The sequence below is a fragment of the Ilumatobacter nonamiensis YM16-303 genome (assembly GCF_000350145.1).
Taxonomy (GTDB): Bacteria; Actinomycetota; Acidimicrobiia; order Acidimicrobiales; family Ilumatobacteraceae; genus Ilumatobacter_A; species Ilumatobacter_A nonamiensis.
Map to the genome: position 1 here is coordinate 47603 of NZ_BAOL01000003.1, position 15456 is coordinate 63058.

The 15456-nt window shown below is 67.7% G+C and carries 14 protein-coding genes; 12 read left to right on the forward strand and 2 right to left on the reverse strand.

Going from position 1 to position 15456, the window contains the following annotated elements; all coding sequences use genetic code 11:
* Window positions 1–48: 48 nt before the first annotated feature.
* Window positions 49–735, forward strand: a complete 687-nt coding sequence (locus tag ON45_RS20765; protein ID WP_148288457.1) for an LPXTG cell wall anchor domain-containing protein — start codon at window positions 49–51, stop codon at window positions 733–735.
* Window positions 736–809: 74 nt separating this feature from the next.
* Complete coding sequence (locus tag ON45_RS00495) at window positions 810–1952, forward strand: EstA family serine hydrolase (RefSeq protein ID WP_040491006.1); 1143 nt, start codon at window positions 810–812, stop codon at window positions 1950–1952.
* 181 nt (window positions 1953–2133) lie between these two features.
* Here ON45_RS00495 and ON45_RS00500 read toward each other — a convergent pair whose 3' ends face one another.
* Window positions 2134–3153, reverse strand: a complete 1020-nt coding sequence (locus tag ON45_RS00500) for a PHP domain-containing protein (protein ID WP_040491007.1) — start codon at window positions 3151–3153, stop codon at window positions 2134–2136.
* A 95-nt stretch (window positions 3154–3248) separates the two neighbouring features.
* Here ON45_RS00500 and ON45_RS00505 point away from each other — a divergent pair, with 95 nt between their 5' ends.
* From ON45_RS00505 to ON45_RS00545, 8 genes are all read left to right on the forward strand, one after another.
* Window positions 3249–4253 carry a PQQ-dependent sugar dehydrogenase family protein gene (locus ON45_RS00505; RefSeq protein ID WP_148288458.1) on the forward strand — a complete coding sequence of 335 codons (1005 nt, stop codon included), beginning with the start codon at window positions 3249–3251 and terminating at the stop codon, window positions 4251–4253.
* A gap of 243 nt (window positions 4254–4496) precedes the next feature.
* Window positions 4497–5024, forward strand: a complete 528-nt coding sequence (locus ON45_RS00510; RefSeq protein ID WP_040491009.1) for a hypothetical protein — start codon at window positions 4497–4499, stop codon at window positions 5022–5024.
* 68 nt (window positions 5025–5092) lie between these two features.
* Window positions 5093–7726, forward strand: coding sequence for a VaFE repeat-containing surface-anchored protein (locus tag ON45_RS00520; RefSeq protein WP_158412106.1), 2634 nt, complete (start codon window positions 5093–5095; stop codon window positions 7724–7726).
* 147 nt (window positions 7727–7873) lie between these two features.
* The gene (locus ON45_RS00525) at window positions 7874–8809 is read left to right on the forward strand and encodes a DUF559 domain-containing protein (protein ID WP_040491012.1); all 936 of its coding nucleotides are present in this window, start codon (window positions 7874–7876) and stop codon (window positions 8807–8809) included.
* A gap of 235 nt (window positions 8810–9044) precedes the next feature.
* Entirely contained in the window at window positions 9045–10133 is a 1089-nt protein-coding gene (ychF, locus tag ON45_RS00530) for a redox-regulated ATPase YchF (RefSeq protein WP_040491013.1), read from the forward strand.
* Window positions 10134–10173: 40 nt separating this feature from the next.
* Window positions 10174–10509 carry a DUF192 domain-containing protein gene (locus tag ON45_RS00535; protein ID WP_040491047.1) on the forward strand — a complete coding sequence of 112 codons (336 nt, stop codon included), beginning with the start codon at window positions 10174–10176 and terminating at the stop codon, window positions 10507–10509.
* Window positions 10506–11363: a 16S rRNA (cytidine(1402)-2'-O)-methyltransferase gene (rsmI, locus tag ON45_RS00540; RefSeq protein WP_040491014.1), complete on the forward strand. Its 858-nt coding sequence runs from the start codon at window positions 10506–10508 to the stop codon at window positions 11361–11363. Before ON45_RS00535 ends, rsmI begins: the two co-directional genes overlap by 4 nt.
* A gap of 18 nt (window positions 11364–11381) precedes the next feature.
* Window positions 11382–12194 (forward strand): HAD family hydrolase, encoded by an 813-nt coding sequence (locus ON45_RS00545; RefSeq protein ID WP_051062173.1) that lies wholly within the window; start codon window positions 11382–11384, stop codon window positions 12192–12194.
* An 18-nt stretch (window positions 12195–12212) separates the two neighbouring features.
* On the opposite strand, the gene ON45_RS00550 is transcribed toward ON45_RS00545, so the two are convergent.
* Window positions 12213–13004, reverse strand: a complete 792-nt coding sequence (locus tag ON45_RS00550; protein ID WP_040491049.1) for a thioesterase family protein — start codon at window positions 13002–13004, stop codon at window positions 12213–12215.
* Between the two features lie 146 nt (window positions 13005–13150).
* Between ON45_RS00550 and metG the strand changes: the two genes are divergently transcribed.
* Together metG and ON45_RS00560 are read left to right on the forward strand one after the other, a co-directional pair.
* The gene (gene metG, locus ON45_RS00555) at window positions 13151–14677 is read left to right on the forward strand and encodes a methionine--tRNA ligase (RefSeq protein WP_051062179.1); all 1527 of its coding nucleotides are present in this window, start codon (window positions 13151–13153) and stop codon (window positions 14675–14677) included.
* Entirely contained in the window at window positions 14674–15450 is a 777-nt protein-coding gene (locus tag ON45_RS00560; RefSeq protein WP_051062174.1) for a TatD family hydrolase, read from the forward strand. Before metG ends, ON45_RS00560 begins: the two co-directional genes overlap by 4 nt.
* Window positions 15451–15456 lie beyond the last annotated feature (6 nt).

Genomic DNA, 15456 nt, shown 5'->3' on the forward strand with positions numbered 1-15456 from the left:
GTCGCGGCCAGTTCGGTTCGGGACGAGAGGTTGATCGGAGAACTCAACATGTTGAAGAAATCGCTCGTCCGAGCCACGGTTGCCGCCGCAGCTGCGACGATCGCGCTCTCGATGAGTGCATCACTGGCCAGCGCGGGCGGTGACTACCCGCCGAACACCGATCCCCCGGAGGAACGCACGCTCGATGTCAGCGCGTTCGCTCCCGTCTGTCAGAACGACGTCCCGTACATCCAGTACGAGATCCTCCCGGTCGGGTTCTCGTCCCTCGGTCCGGCGACCTTGACGATCTTCGACATCAACGGTGACTTCGTCGAGGAGTTCGTCGTTCAATCACTCAGCGGACAGTTTCTCTACCCTGGTGCCACCGTCGACAGCGAGGGCCACGGAACGGACTGGCCCGGATGGTTCTTCGACGGCGACGAGTGGGTTCCCGACACGTCCGACGCGATTCTTCGCGACGGTCTCACCATCCAGGTCGAGGTCAACCCGACGGCGACCGCGGCAGTCAGCTATCCGCCCGCGACCAGCGCCTGCGCGAGCCCAGAGAATCCGGAAGAGCCCAGCGGTGCTGACGATCCCGACGAGCCCACCAGCAGCTCCTCGTCGGGAGTGCTGCCGTCCACCGGCAGCAACGCCACGATGATCACGCTGATCATCGGCGCCGGCCTCCTCGGTGCCGGCATCGTGACCTCGGTCGCCATGCGCCGTCGCCACGCTGTTCCCAACGCCGACTGAACAACTGAATCCGATCCGACGGTAGCCATCGTCTCGTCCCGGTCGGGACGACGGGCGGTGGCTACTGTCGCGTCATGACCGAGATCCACGGAACCGTCGCGCCTGGCTACGAGGGGGTTCGCGACGCGTTCGCCACCAACTGGGAGTTGCACGGCGAGGCCGGCGCCTCGGTGTGCGCCACCGTCGACGGTGAGGTCGTGTTCGACCTGTGGGGTGGCAGCGCCACGTTCGACGACGGCGAACGCGACTGGGCCGAGGACACGATCATCAACGTCTGGTCGACGACGAAGACGATGTCGTTCCTGTGCTGCCTCCTTCTCGCCGATCGGGATGAGCTCGACCTGCACGCGCCCGTTGCCACGTACTGGCCGGAGTTCGCCGCTGCCGGAAAGGACCAGGTCGCCACCCGCCACATCATGGGCCACACCGCGGGCCTGTCGGGCTGGGACGAGCCGCTCGACATGAGTGACTTCCTCGACCACGACAAGCTGGTCGGACTGCACGCTGCTCAGGCACCGTGGTGGGAACCGGGCTCCGGGTCGGGCTACCACGCGATCAGCCAGGGCTATCTGCTCGGCGAGATCGTGAAGCGAGTGTCCGGTCGGTCGCTCGGCACCTTCTTCGCCGACGAGATCGCCGGCCCGCTCGGAGCCGACTTCCACATCGGCACCGCTGCCGAACACGACGGCCGGATCGCCCACGTCATCCCGCCCGTCGCCCCGCTGGGCGCCGACGCTGGTCTGGTCGATCCCGACTCGATCGCTGTCCGCACGCTGTCCAACCCGGTGATGGACGCTTCGTTCTCGTCCACACCCGCGTGGCGGCGGGCCGAGATTCCCGCGGCGGGTGGACATGGAAACGCACGATCGGTCGCGCTCATCCACACCCTCACCGCCAACCGGGGCACGGCGAACGGGAAGCAGATCATCTCGCCCGAGGGGCTCGAGCGGATCTTCGAGGTCCAGGCCGAAGGAATCGACAAGGTGCTGGGTGCCGACCTCAAGATCGGGATGGGCTTCGGTCTGCCCAGCCCGATGCTCCCTCTCCCCAACCCGCACACCTGCTACTGGGGTGGCTGGGGCGGCTCGCTCGCGATCATCGACATGGACGCCAAGCTCAGCTACAGCTACGTCATGAACAAGATGGGCGACACCACAACCGGCGACCCGCGCGGAGCCGGTCCGCTCCTCGCCACGTACACCGCCCTCATGTCCTGACCCGCCGCTACCTCACCGCCCCCTCCGTTCTCGTCGCGCTTGCGCCCGCTACCCGGGCCAGAACGCGACCAGAACCCAGTCCAGCTGCGGTGCCCGCTCCCGTCCGCCCGCACCTTCGTTCTCGTCGCGTTTGCGCCCGCTACCCGGGCCGATACGCGACGAGAACGGCTTCGGCTGCGCGTCACGCGGCGGCGCGGGTCCATTCGAGCAGGTCGTCGACCGGCTTCGTGTTCAAGATTCGGTCGATCGGAACATTGCAGTCCGCCGCACGGTCACAACCGAGCGCCTGCCATTCGAGCTGACCCGTCGCGTGGGCATCGGTGTCGATCGTGAACCAACACCCGTACTCGACCGCGAGTCGCAACAGGTCCCGTGGCGGATCCAACCGCTCGGGACGGCAATTGATCTCGACGGCCGTGTTGAACTGAGCGCACGCGGCGAACACGTAGTCGGCGTCGAAATCGCTCGGCGGACGCTTGCCGATCATCCGACCGGTGCAGTGCCCGAGGATGTCGACGTGCGGTGACGCGATCGCCTGCAACATCCGCTCGGTCATCTGCTGCTTCTCCATCCGCAGCTTGGAGTGAACGCTCGCCACGACGACGTCGAGCCGTTCCAGCATCTCGTTCGACAGATCGAGAGCGCCATCCTCGAGGATGTCGACCTCCATCCCGGACAGGATCTGGAAGTCGTGTCCGGCATCGGCGATCGCCTCGTTCACGGCCGCGATCTGGTCGAGTTGCTCACTCAACCGCTCCTCGTTGAGACCATGAGCGATCGTCAGACGAGCCGAGTGGTCGGTCTGCACCATGTACTCGTGCCCGATCGCCATCGCAGTCGTCGCCATCCGCTCGATCGGCGCTCCCCCGTCGCTCCACGTCGAATGCAGGTGACAGTCGCCGCGCAGCGCGTCGAGGTACGGACGGGCCTCGTCGCTCACTTCGACCTGCGACGACGCCTCGATGTCGATCAAGTACGCGGGTGTCCGTCCGGCGAGCGCGTCCGAGATGACCTGCGCGGTCGACGAACCGATGCCGTCGAGGTCGGTCAGCGTGTCGTTCTCGGCCCGGCGGACGAGCTCGTCCGGGTCGGTCGAACGCACGACGTCGATGGCACGTACGAACGCTTTGGTCTTGAAACCGGATGCCCGCGAGCGGTCGAGGCAGTGGATCACGCGTAGGAGCGCGGCCTCCGGTGTCATACCTGCGATCGTAGCGAGGCTCCGGTCCTCCGTTCTCGTCGCGAATCGACCCGCCCGCCGATCCGATGCGCGACGAGAACAGTACGTTGGCCGCGATGCTGCCGACCGCGTCGCTCCACGGACGCACCACGATCGTCGGCCTGATCGCGGTCGCCCTTCTCGGCACGGCGTGCGGTGGCGGCGACTCGTCCGAGCCGGAGGTTCTCGCCGAGTTCGGCCAGGCGCAACCGGGCGACACGGTCGGCCTGATCGCCGTGGACGCCGCCGACGGCACGCGCACCGTCGAGTGGGCTTCGCGCCGAGATGGCACCATCCACCGACTCGACATCGACGATTCCGGCTCCGAGATCGAGACCGTCGCGACGGTCGACGTGGGCATCGACGGCGAGCAGCGCGGTCTGCTCGGCCAGGTGCTCATCGACGGGCGCCGCTACGCATCGTGGACCACCCCGGACCTCGAACTGATCGTCGGGGAGATCGGCCCTTCGGCGGATCCACGCATCGTGTGGAGCGCGGGCGAGTCCGGCAGCGGAGCGATCGGCGGAGTGCTCCAGCGTGACGACGCGAGCTCCATCCTCATCGGGCTCGGGCGCAACACCGGGTGGGACACCGAGACCGGGATCGGCGGTGCGATCCTCCGACTCGATCCCGATGCGATGCCCGACCAGGCCGAAGGAGTCGTCAGCACCGGGTACACCAACCCGTGGGCGTTTCGGGCGACGGACGACGGGTCGGCGATCTGGGTTGCGGACAACGCCGCCGGCCCCGATCCCGACGACGAGTCGCGTGACGACGTGGAGAGGATCGGGCGAGCTGACATCGAGCCGGATCGGAACGAGATGGACGAGATCGACGAACCTGCACGCGCGCCGTCGGCGATGATCGAACTTCCGGACGGGCGACTCGGCATCTGTGGATTCCTCGACAACGAATTGCGCGCGTACGACACCATCGACACCGATCGCGGGCGCGACACGGGTCTCGAACCGGCCGAGATCGTGATGCCCTGCAACACCGGCGCCGCCGTTTTCGACGACGGAACGATCGTGACCGCCGCGCAAACCGACGTCGGCGAGTCGCTCCTCATCCTCCATCCCTGACCGGTCACGCCGCGTCCTCGCGCTCCCGCCCCTTCGATCTCGTCGCGCATCGACCCGCATCGCGCGCAGGAACGCGACGAGAACCGAGAACGGCACACACTTCCGCACTCCTGCGTTCCGCTCGTCCCCGGCCAAGGGTTCTCGTCACGCATCGACCCCGCGTCGCGGGCGGGAACGCGACGAGAACCAAGCCGGTCGAACGCTGTTTCCGGTTTCGCGGCCGCGACGACCCCGTGTCAGCGCATGAAGCAACTCGGACGCCGATCGATCGCGCCGCACCACCAGCGCAAGCCCAGACGCTCGCGTCAACTCGCACTCGGGAGTTGCGCGGTCGTGCTGGTCACCGCCCTCGCGATGCCCGACGAGCCGGTCACGATCGGACCGGATTGGTGCTGGCAGCACTACGCCCTCGCACCAGCGAGCGCGCTCGTGACCGACCACGGTCCGCCCTCCGCCGACGCTGCCGACGAATGGCTCACGTGGCTCGCAGCGACCGTCGACGCGCCAGCCGCTCGACGCCACGCGCACGCGGCGCAGCTGGAGTTGGTCGAGGAGCTGCGATCGGCCGGAGCCTGGACGGCCACCGAGGCACGCCGCTATCGGGAAGCAGCAGCGAGCGATCCGACGCCGGCAACCGTGTGCGAGACGTTCGGTGCTCGGATCATTCCCGAGCCCGATGGATCCCTCCCGCCTCGGTGGGCCGACCGCTTCACCGATGCGCAGAACGCCGCGTTCTCGCAGCTTGCCGGCTCCGAGGGCGAGGCGAGGTGATGGCAACGCAGCGGCATCCTCGGGGACGGGTCGCACGGATCGCTGGTGCCATCGGCCTGCTGATCACAGTGATCGCCCTTCAGTCGGCGCGGTCGGACGAGCCGGTCGACGCCTCCGCTCCGAACCCGGGAGCGTGCGCCGGCAATCCGTCGTTCTGTGGCATCACGCTGCGGATCGACTCCGACGCAGGCACCATCCCGTCGGTCGCCGCCGGTGCGCACTACGGACCGGCGTGGGGGATTCCGACGACGAAGAACAACTCCACCGGAGTGGGCTGGTGCGTCGACGACACCCACACAGGATTTCCCGTCGGACCGATCTCGGAACGAGCGCTGCCGACCTCCTGGACTGCCGACGAGATGCGACGAGCGGCAACCATCATCACGCTCTACGGGGGCGACAAGGTCGTTCCGTACCAGCCGCTGCGCATCGATCGGGCCGGCGAACTGGCAGGCATCGCCACAGCGGGAATCTCCGCAACGCGACACCGTCAGATCGCCGTCTGGTTCGCGTTGCGCTCGCTGTTGCCTGACGGTGCGCGCACTCCACGGATCGACCTCGAATCGGCAGTGACGTTCAGCGACCCCGGCGGTCGCCGGCGATCAGCGATCGGTGATTCGGCAGTACAACTCGCTCGGCGCCTGGTCGCTGTCGCCGGGGACATGACGGCCTCGGGCCGACCGACCGTCACGGTCGAGTCGACGGACGGACAACCGCCGGCGACGATCGGCGCCGCGGAAGAAGTGACCGTCCACGTTCAGGACAGGGCGGGGAACCCGCTTCCGAACTTTCCTGTGTGGCCGTCGTCATCGACCAACGCGAACGTCGAGTCGGCGAGCAATCGAGCCGTCCGCCGATCGGTCGCCTTCCTCAACGCTCAGGACGCCGGCTGGCCCGCACTCGGCGGGAGCCGTCGCCTCGAGGGTGCGAGCATGACCGACGCGTCGGGCAACGCGACATTCACGATCGAGGTCACCGAACCAGGCACCTGGTCGGTCGGGTTCGAGACGTCGGCCGCGCCATCCCGCCTGCACCTGTACGGCGACGGCATCAATGCGCAGAACAACGTCTCGACCCTCACCGCCGACATCCGGAGCGCGTCGGGCTCACTGTCCGGGGAGGTGGTCGAACGATTCGTCCGAGCGGTCAAGACCACGACCGACTCGACCTTCGGCGTGGACGGCGCCGTGTTCTCCCTCATCGATGCGAACGGAACCGAGGTGACCCGCAGGACCACCGACGACCAAGGAGTCGTCGACTTCCCGCCGATCGCCGCCCACCACCCGACGCCGCTCACGATCCGCGAGATCACCGCGCCCGTCGGCCTGGCGCTGCGTCCCGACGCCGTCGAGGTGATCGCGGACGGCGGACTCTCCACCGACCCGGACGCGCCGACCGTCGTCGAGATCGAGAACCGTCCGGTCGAGCACGACGTGACCATCCAGAAGAAGGTCGTCGGATCCCCGGGCTTCGGTCCGCAGCTCGCCGGGTTCACGTTCACCGTCACCCGCGACAGCGACGGGACGAACTTCGGGACGCTCACCACCGACGACACCGGACGAGCCTCATCTCTCGCGGTGCCCGCCGGTGACTATTCGATCCGGGAGGTCGACCGACCGGAGCGATGGCCCGGCGACGAACCGTTCCCCGAACCGATTCGTGTCGCCGTACCAGTCGACACGACCGAACCGCTCGTCGTGAGCTTCGAGAACACACTTCCACCGCCGACGATCAGAACGACGGCAACCGACCGGGCCGACGGTGACAAGTACCTGAGCGCTGCCGGCGGCGTGATCGTCGATGCCGTCGAGGTGTGTGGCGTGGTCGAGGGAACGACGTACCGGGTCGAGGGTGAGCTGATGTTCGTCGATTCCGACTCCGGGACGGTCGAACCGACCGACATCCACGCGACCGCGGAGTTCGTCGCGGCTCCTGGCGACGACGGCTGCCAGGCGTTCGAGCTCGATTTCAACGTTCCCGTCGACTCCGAGTGGCTCGACCGATCGGGGCACTTCGTCGTCGCCGAGGACCTGTTCGTCGGGGACGATCGTGTCGCCACGCACCACGACATGGAATCGATCGAGCAGAGCGTCTTCGTCCCCACGGTCCGATCGCTGGCAGTCGATGGCGCGGACGGTGACGGATGGATCGACCTCGGCGGGGGCACCGTCGTCGAGACCCTGTGGCTGTCCGACCTCGACGTGTCCCGACCCGATGTCGAGCTCCGCGCCGACTCTGTTCTGATGACGCTGGACGCGGCCGGCGAACCGACCGCGACGAGCGCTTCGGCGTCTTCCACGTTCGCGGTCGAGGACGTCGGAGGCGGGACGCAGCCGTCGGTCGAGATCCCGTACACGTCGGCGGACCTGTCCGACGAGGGCGGCACCGCCGTCGTGTTCACGACGATCACCGACGCGGACACCGGCCTCGTCATCGCAGAACACCACGACCCGCAGGACACCGACCAGCAGGTGCGCTGGCGCCCCGCACCCACGGAACTACCGCCCGCGGAACCCCCGACGACCGAACCTCCACACGTGTCGGCCCCGCCGTCGATCCCGCCCGACGACCTCCCCCGGACCGGCGGGGGCTCCGCTGTCCCGATCCAGCGCTGGGGAAGCGGCCTCGCGTTGCTGGGATCGTTGCTGTTCTTCGCATCAGGCACCCGCCGCCGCGACGATCCCCACCGACCCGCTCCCTGACCCACTTCGTCGCCCCGCCTCGACTTCGTTCTCGTCGCGCCTCGGTTCTGGTCGCGCTCTCGCCCGGGTTCCGGGCCGATGCGCGACGGGAACGAAGTTCGCAATGCCGTTTCCTGTTCCGGTGAGTCACGACCCCGTGTGTGGGGCATGAAGCTCGACACACTCGACCGCATCGCCCGACGACAACACGGGGTCGTGGCCCGTCACCAGACCGAACTCTCGTCATCCTCATGGCAGCGGGCGACGACGAACGGGACATTCGTTCCGATCCACCGCAACGTTGCACGACTGGTCGGAACGGCGGACACCTCGCGCCAGCGGATCGCGGCGGCGGTGCTCGCCGCAGGCGACGGGGCGCTCGCCTCCCACCGCTCGGCGGCCCTGCTGCACGGAATCCCCACGGTCGATCCTCCGCCCGTCGACGTGATCGTTCCTCGGACCCGAATGGGTGACCGGACGACCTACATCCGCGGGCTCGATGGGGTTGTCGTCCACCGACCCTCCGACCTGATGCGTCTCAAGCCGCACCGCCAGGACAACATTTCGTGCACCTCGATCCTCCGGACCCTGCTCGATCTCGGTGCCGTCGCGGCCGACGACGTCCATGGAGCGGTTGGCCATGCACTCACCAACGACCTCGCTTCCATCGCTGCGATCGAGACCGTGCTGCAGCAACACGCTCGCCGCGGACGCGCCGGAGTCACTGCGCTCCGATCGGCACTCGACGACTGGGCGATCGACGCGAAGCCGGCCGATTCCGTGTTGGAACCAGCGATGCGACGGCTCGTGTCGGCATACGGACTTCCGCCCATCGAGTTCCATCCCTTCGTCGGCGGTCGAGAGGTCGACTTCCGCGTGGTCGGCACACCGATCGTCATCGAGTGCGACGGGTGGCGCTACCACGGTCGAGCACGTGACCAGTTCGAGCGCGATCGCGACAACGACGCCGAGTTCGCCGCCCACGGCTGGATCGTGCTCCGATTCACCTATCGCAAGATCACGACCCGTCCGAGCGACGTCGCCGCGCACATCCGCCGCGCGGTCGAACGATGGGTCGACATCCCCGCCCCCGATGCCGCCTGACCGAGCCTGGGGCCATCGTTTCGTCCGTTCTCGTCGCGCCTCGGCGCACGATCGGGGCCATTCGCGTCGCGCCGTTTCTCATCGGACCTCAGTTCTCGTTGCGAATCGACCCGCGACCCGGGCAGAGACGCGACGAGAAGCAAGATCGCCGAGAAGAGGCGCGACGAGAACGGCGGCAGGTCACCACGATCGAGCGGGGCTCGTGGCGGAGCGACGTCGGTAGCCTCCCCGCTGCATGGAACGCTTCGGATTGGTCGGCCTCCCCAACGCGGGCAAGAGCTCGCTCTACAACGCGCTGACCGGGGGCGGGGCGCTCGCCGCGCCGTACCCGTTCGCGACCAAGGACCCGAACATCGGTGTGGCGATGGTTCCCGACGAGCGCGTCGACCGTCTCTCCGCCATGTCGGAGTCGAGGAAGACGATCCACGCCCAAGTGGAGGTGGTCGACATCGGCGGTCTCGTGGAGGGCGCGAGCACCGGTGAAGGTCTGGGCAACAAGTTCCTCGCCAACATCCGCGAGGTCGACGCGATCGTGTTCGTCCTCCGAGCGTTCGTCAACGACGACATCGTCGGACCGTCCGACCCGCTCGAACACCTGCGCATCGTCGAGATCGAGCTCGCGCTCGCCGACCTCGAAACCGTCGAGAAGCGCCTGCACCAGACCAAGCGCGCGGCCAAGCTCGACAAGTCGATGGTCGACGAAACCGAGGCACTGCAAGCTGCCTACGACGCCCTCGCCGACGGTCTCCCGCTGTATCGGGCAGGCCTGAGCGACGACGTGCGCGAGGCGCTTCAGCCGTACTTCCTCCTCACGAACCGACGCGTCCTCGTCGTCGTGAACGTCGGCGAGGACGACCTCGACGCGATCCCCGAACACGAAGCTCGAGTGGCCGCCGAGTTCAACAACGCCGGCGACAACGTCGAGATCATCGGGATGTGCGTCCAACTCGAGGCGGAAGCCGCGGCGATCACCGATCCCGAGGAGCGCGCCGAGATCCTGGAGGGATTCGGGCTCGGCGAAGGCGCTCTGTTCCGGATGGTCCGCAGCGCGTATCACCTGCTCGGACTGCGGACGTACCTGACCACGGGCGAGCAGGAGTCCCGGGCGTGGACGTTCTACGAGGGGTCGACCGCACCGGAGTGCGCCGGCAGGATCCACACCGACTTCCAGCGCGGTTTCATCAAGGCCGAGGTGATCCAGTGGGACCAATTGCTCGAGCTCGGGTCGTGGACCAAGGCCAAGGAGGTCGGCAAGATGCGCGTCGAGGGCAAGGACTACATCGGCCAGGACGGCGACGTGATGGAGTTCCGCTTCAACGTCTGAAACGTTCGCTCCGCGGGTCGGGCGTGCCATGCTCGTGCACATGGCATGGCTGGTCAGCGAGGCACGAGTGCTGGCGTCGGCCGAGTGCGCCTCCTCCCGGTCCGCCCGACGCAAGGGTCTGCTCGGCCGGGACTCCCTCGATGGTGCGATCGTCCTCGATCGATGCCGTTGGGTCCACACCATCGGCATGCGATTCCCGATCGACGTCGCGTTCCTCGACGAGGACGACCTCGTGATCCGCACCGTGCAGATGCCGCGCCAACGCGTCGGCCTCCCCGTGCCCAGGGCCCGACGGGTCATCGAGGCCGAAGCCGGGGCATTCGCTCGATGGGGTGTCCACGTCGGCGACACCATCGAAGTGCGCGACGACCGATGAGCACGCTGTGGCTCGTCGCCACACCGATCGGGAACCTCGGCGACCTCGCGCCGCGAGCGATCGAAGTCCTGAGCACCGCGGAACTCGTGTGCTGCGAGGACACCCGCCGCACCGGCAAGCTCCTGCAGCACGCCGGAATTCGAGCGAAGCGCCTCGCGGTGTGCAACGAACACACCGAGTTCGACCTGGTCGCGCAGGTACTCGACACGCTCGGCTCCGGTGGCGATGTCGCCGTCGTCAGCGATGCGGGAAGCCCCGGCATCTCCGACCCTGGGGAGCTTCTCGTGGCCGCCGCCGTCACGGCCGGTCACGACGTGAGCGCGGTCCCCGGACCCACTGCCGCGACGATGGCGGTCACGATCAGCGGCCTTCCGAGCGGTCGCCACGTCTACGAGGGGTTCCTCCCACGAAAGGGTCGCGAGAGATCGGAGCGCATCGACGCGATCGCGACGGAACACCGCACCGTCGTGCTGTACGAGGCTCCGCACCGCGTGCAGCGCACCCTCGCCGAGCTCACCGCTGCGTGCGGTGCCGACCGTCCGGTCTCGATCTCCCGCGAGCTGACGAAGCTGCACGAGGAGACGATTCGCGGCACGCTCGGCACGGTCGACCTGGGCGAACCGCGAGGTGAATACGTGATCGTCGTCGGTGGAGCGGCAACGGCGGTCGTCGATGCCTCCGACGACCACGTCCGACGCGAGCTCCGAAACGCGCTCGCCGGCGGCGCCTCGACTCGCGATGCCGTGGCGAAGATCACCGCCGCCACCGGACGTCGCAAACGCGAGGTGTATCAACTCGCCCTGGAACAGGAGACGAACGTCTCACCCGCAGTCGACACGACGGACTCCGAATGAACGGGCACACTGGACCCGATGAGTGAATACGTCTCCGTCACGAGCAGCGGTCCGAGCGCGGCGTTCTTCGACCTCGACCGAACGCTGATCTCGGGCTCGTCCGCGTTCACGCTCGCCATCCAGGCCCGCAAGGTCGGATTCATCCCGACGCACGAGTTCGTGCGCGACGCCGGAAGCGCGATCGCCTTCAAACTGTTCGGCGCGAGCGACGACACGAGCGACGAGGTCCGCAAGCGAATTCTCGGCGCGGTCACCGGCCTCCGCAAGGCCGATCTCCAGGCGCTCAATGCCGAGATCCTGCCCCGACTGATCCAGCGCGTTCGTCCGGAAGCGAAGCGTCTCCTCGAGCGTCACGGTCGCGCCGGGCGCGACACGTTCATCGTCTCGGCGGCACCACAGGAGATCGTGGAGCCTCTCGCCCACGCGCTGGGCATGACCGGCGGGATCGGCACCCGGAGCCAGGTCGAGGACGGGCTCTACACGGGCGAACTCGACGGTCCGTTCTGCTACGGCGAGGGCAAGGTCGAGGCAATGCAGGCGGTGGCGTCGTGGAACAGCTACGACCTCGGCCAGAGCTACGCCTACAGCGACTCGGCGAGCGACCTGCCGATGTTGGAGTCGGTCGGCCACCCCGTCGCGGTCAATCCCGACTCGAAGCTCGAACGCTACGCCCGACGCAACGGCTGGCCGATCGTGATCTTCAGCCAACGCACGAAGTCGGTGATCCGCCGAACGTTGTCGGGGGTCGCGACCGTGGGAATCGGAATCGGTGGCTTCGCCCTGGGCACCCAGGTCAACCGGGGCAAGCGGGCCGGCGTGTTCCGGCGCTGAGACCGATCAGCGCTCGCGTCACGCCCGGGGCATCAACGCGAGCTGGCGGGACTGACAGACGAGCTCACCGGCGGAGTCCCAGACCTCGCCCTCCTCGTCCAGCAATCCGTCGTGGATGAACCGCGACCGGAACGAGCACCGGAGCGGTCCGGGCGCGGGGACGCCGCGGACGTGAACGGTCAGTTCGACCGTGGGTACCCACGCGACCGGGAGACCGGAGTTGAACACCGGCGGAGGAAATGCATCGGCGACGAGCATCAGTCCGATGGCATCGATCGGTTCGTCGTCGGCCAGGGCGAACCATCCGCTGATCTCGGCGCGCCCCGACGGATTCCCGCTGCGGAATCCCCCGTCCGACGGGCGGAGCCGAACGTCGATCTTCTCCATCAGCGCCGGAAGCGGTCCCTCGGTCGGCGCGGGCGCGGCAACGCAGTCCTCGTACGCCGGCAGGTCGACGGGATCGTTCATCCGAGCGCGTGGGCCACCCGGGGTCTGCTCGGCGAACGATCCGAGCAGCCGCAGCGTCGGTTTGCCATCCATCGACAAGGTCGCTGTTGCGGTGGCGAGGCGGCGGCCGGACCGGACGATCGACACGTCGATCTCGCATGCTCCCGCGGGTGCCGGTCGGAGATAGTGGGCCGTGATCGTCAGCGGCGGCCGACCCACGACGTCCGCCATCGCTCGGGTCGCGATCGCCAACAGGTAGCCGCCGTTCGCGTTGCCGCCGATGTCCCAACCTTCGTGCACGACGGCGGCAAAGCGTCCCTCCCCGATCGGACGGACAGCGGTTGCATCGGCGAAGAGGCTCACGCCGGGGAACCGTACGCAACCGACCGATGCGGCTCCCAGCCCCGGCGATGTGACATCGGCGTCGTCGAAAGTGTTCATCGGCGACGGGCAACAGCGCACATTTTCCTCCGAGTCGGGGGACGACGTCGGCCAGTAGCGTGCAGGCCGTGAGCTCGACGTATGTGACGACACCGATCTACTACGTGAACGCGGAGCCTCACCTCGGACACGCGTACACCACGATCATCGGCGACGCGATCACGCGATGGAGCCGCTTGACCGGCGCACCGACCAAGTTCCTCACCGGCACCGACGAGCACGGCCTCAAGATCCAGCAGGCCGCCGAGGCGGCCGGCGTCTCGCCGCAGGCGTTCACCGACGACATCGCGCCGAAGTTCGCCGCCGCCTGGGACAAGCTGAACATCGCGAACGACGACTTCATCCGCACCACCGAACCCCGTCACAAGGTCGCCGTCGCCGAGCTGCTCCAGCGTTGCTACGACGCCGGCGACATCGAACTCGACACGTTCGCCGGCAAGTACTGCGTCGCTTGTGAGGAGTACTACTCCGACGACGAACTCGTCTCGGCCGAGGGTGTGGCCGGCGAGGGGGAACTGTGCCCGATCCACCAGCGGCCGGTCGAGTACTTCGAGGAGGAGAACTACTTCTTCCGCCTCAGCCGGTTCCAGGACCGCCTGCTCGACTGGTACGCCAAGCATCCGACGGCGATGACGCCCGAGCACCGTGGCAACGAGGCGCTCGGTCTGATCCGCAGTGGCCTGCGTGACTTCTCGATCAGCCGCACCTCGCTCGAATGGGGCATCCCGCTCCCGTGGGATCCGAAACACGTCACCTACGTCTGGTTCGACGCGCTCACCAACTACCTCGCGGCGGTCGGCTTCGGCTCCGACGATCAGGACTACGAGGACTGGTGGCCGGCGATTCACCTGATCGGCAAGGACATCGTCCGCCAACACTGCGTGTACTGGCCCGCGATGCTGATGTCTGCAGGGGTCGAACTCCCGAAGCGTTGGGCGATCGGTGGGTGGCTGCTCGTCGGTGGCGAGAAGATGTCGAAGACGTCGGGCAACGTCGTCAACCCCCTCGATCTCATCGACGACATCGGACTCGACGGGTTCCGCTACTACGTGCTGGCCGAGACCCCCTACGGCAGCGACGGCGACTTCACCTACGAGGGTCTCGTCGCCCGCTACAACTCCGATCTCGCGAACAACCTCGGCAACCTCGCCGCGCGCGTCGCAACGGTCGTCGCCAAGAAGTGCGACGGCGTCGGTCCTGCACCCGACCCGGACAGCCCGCTCTCCGCCGCGGCCGAGACCGCCTACACCGAATCGGCCGCGCAATGGGCCGAACTCCAGCCGAGCCGCGCCCTCGATGCGACATGGGGGCTTATCCGTGCAACGAACGCACACCTCGAGCAGAACGAGCCCTGGAAGGCCGATCCCGGACCGGACGTCGACCGGGTGATGGGCGACGCGCTCGAAGCACTCCGGATCGTCGCGATCCTCTCCTCCCCCGCGATCCCCGACACCGCACAAACCGTGTGGGAACGGATCGGGATGCCCGGCCAGGTCGCGGACCAGCATCTCCCCGACGCCGTCACATGGGGCGGCTACCCGGGCGGTGCCGACGTCGTGAAGGGCGATCCGCTCTTCCCCCGGATCAAGCTGTGACTCCGCGCTACATCGACTCGCACTGCCACATCCACGACGAGCGGATTCCCGACGGACCGGACGGCGCCGTCGCCGCAGCGGACGAGATGGGCGTCGACATCCTCGTCACCGTCGGGTGCGATCGGGCGACGTCACTGGCAGCGATCGAGGTCGCGGCTCGCCACGACAACGTCTTCGCAACCGTGGGGGTCCATCCGCACGAGGCGACCAACGGGACCAGTTCGATCGTCGACCTGCTCGACACCGACGGCATCGTCGCGATCGGCGAGGCGGGACTCGACTACTACTACGAGCACTCGCCGCGGGACGCGCAACGCACCGTGTTCGCCGAGCACATCGCCCTCGCCCACGAACACGACCTCACGCTCGTCATCCACACCCGTGACGCATGGGACGAGACGTTCGAGATCCTCGACTCCGAGGGCGTCCCGGAACGCACGATCTTCCATTGCTTCACCGGTGGACCCGACGCGGCCGCCCGTGGACTCGAACGCGGGATCTACCTGTCGTTCTCCGGCATCGTCACGTTCAACTCGGCGAAAGACGTCCAGGAAGCCGCCGCACTGTGTCCGTCGGAGAAACTGCTCGTCGAAACCGACAGCCCGTACCTCGCGCCCGTGCCGTACCGCGGGAAGAAGAACCGGCCCGCGTGGGTCCCGCACGTCGGTCAGTTCCTCGCCGACCTCCGCGACGAGCCGGTGGCCGACTTCGCAGCTCGCACGGTCGACGCGACACACGAGGCCTTCGGCGGTCGCCTGACCTCGGTCGCCTGATTCTCG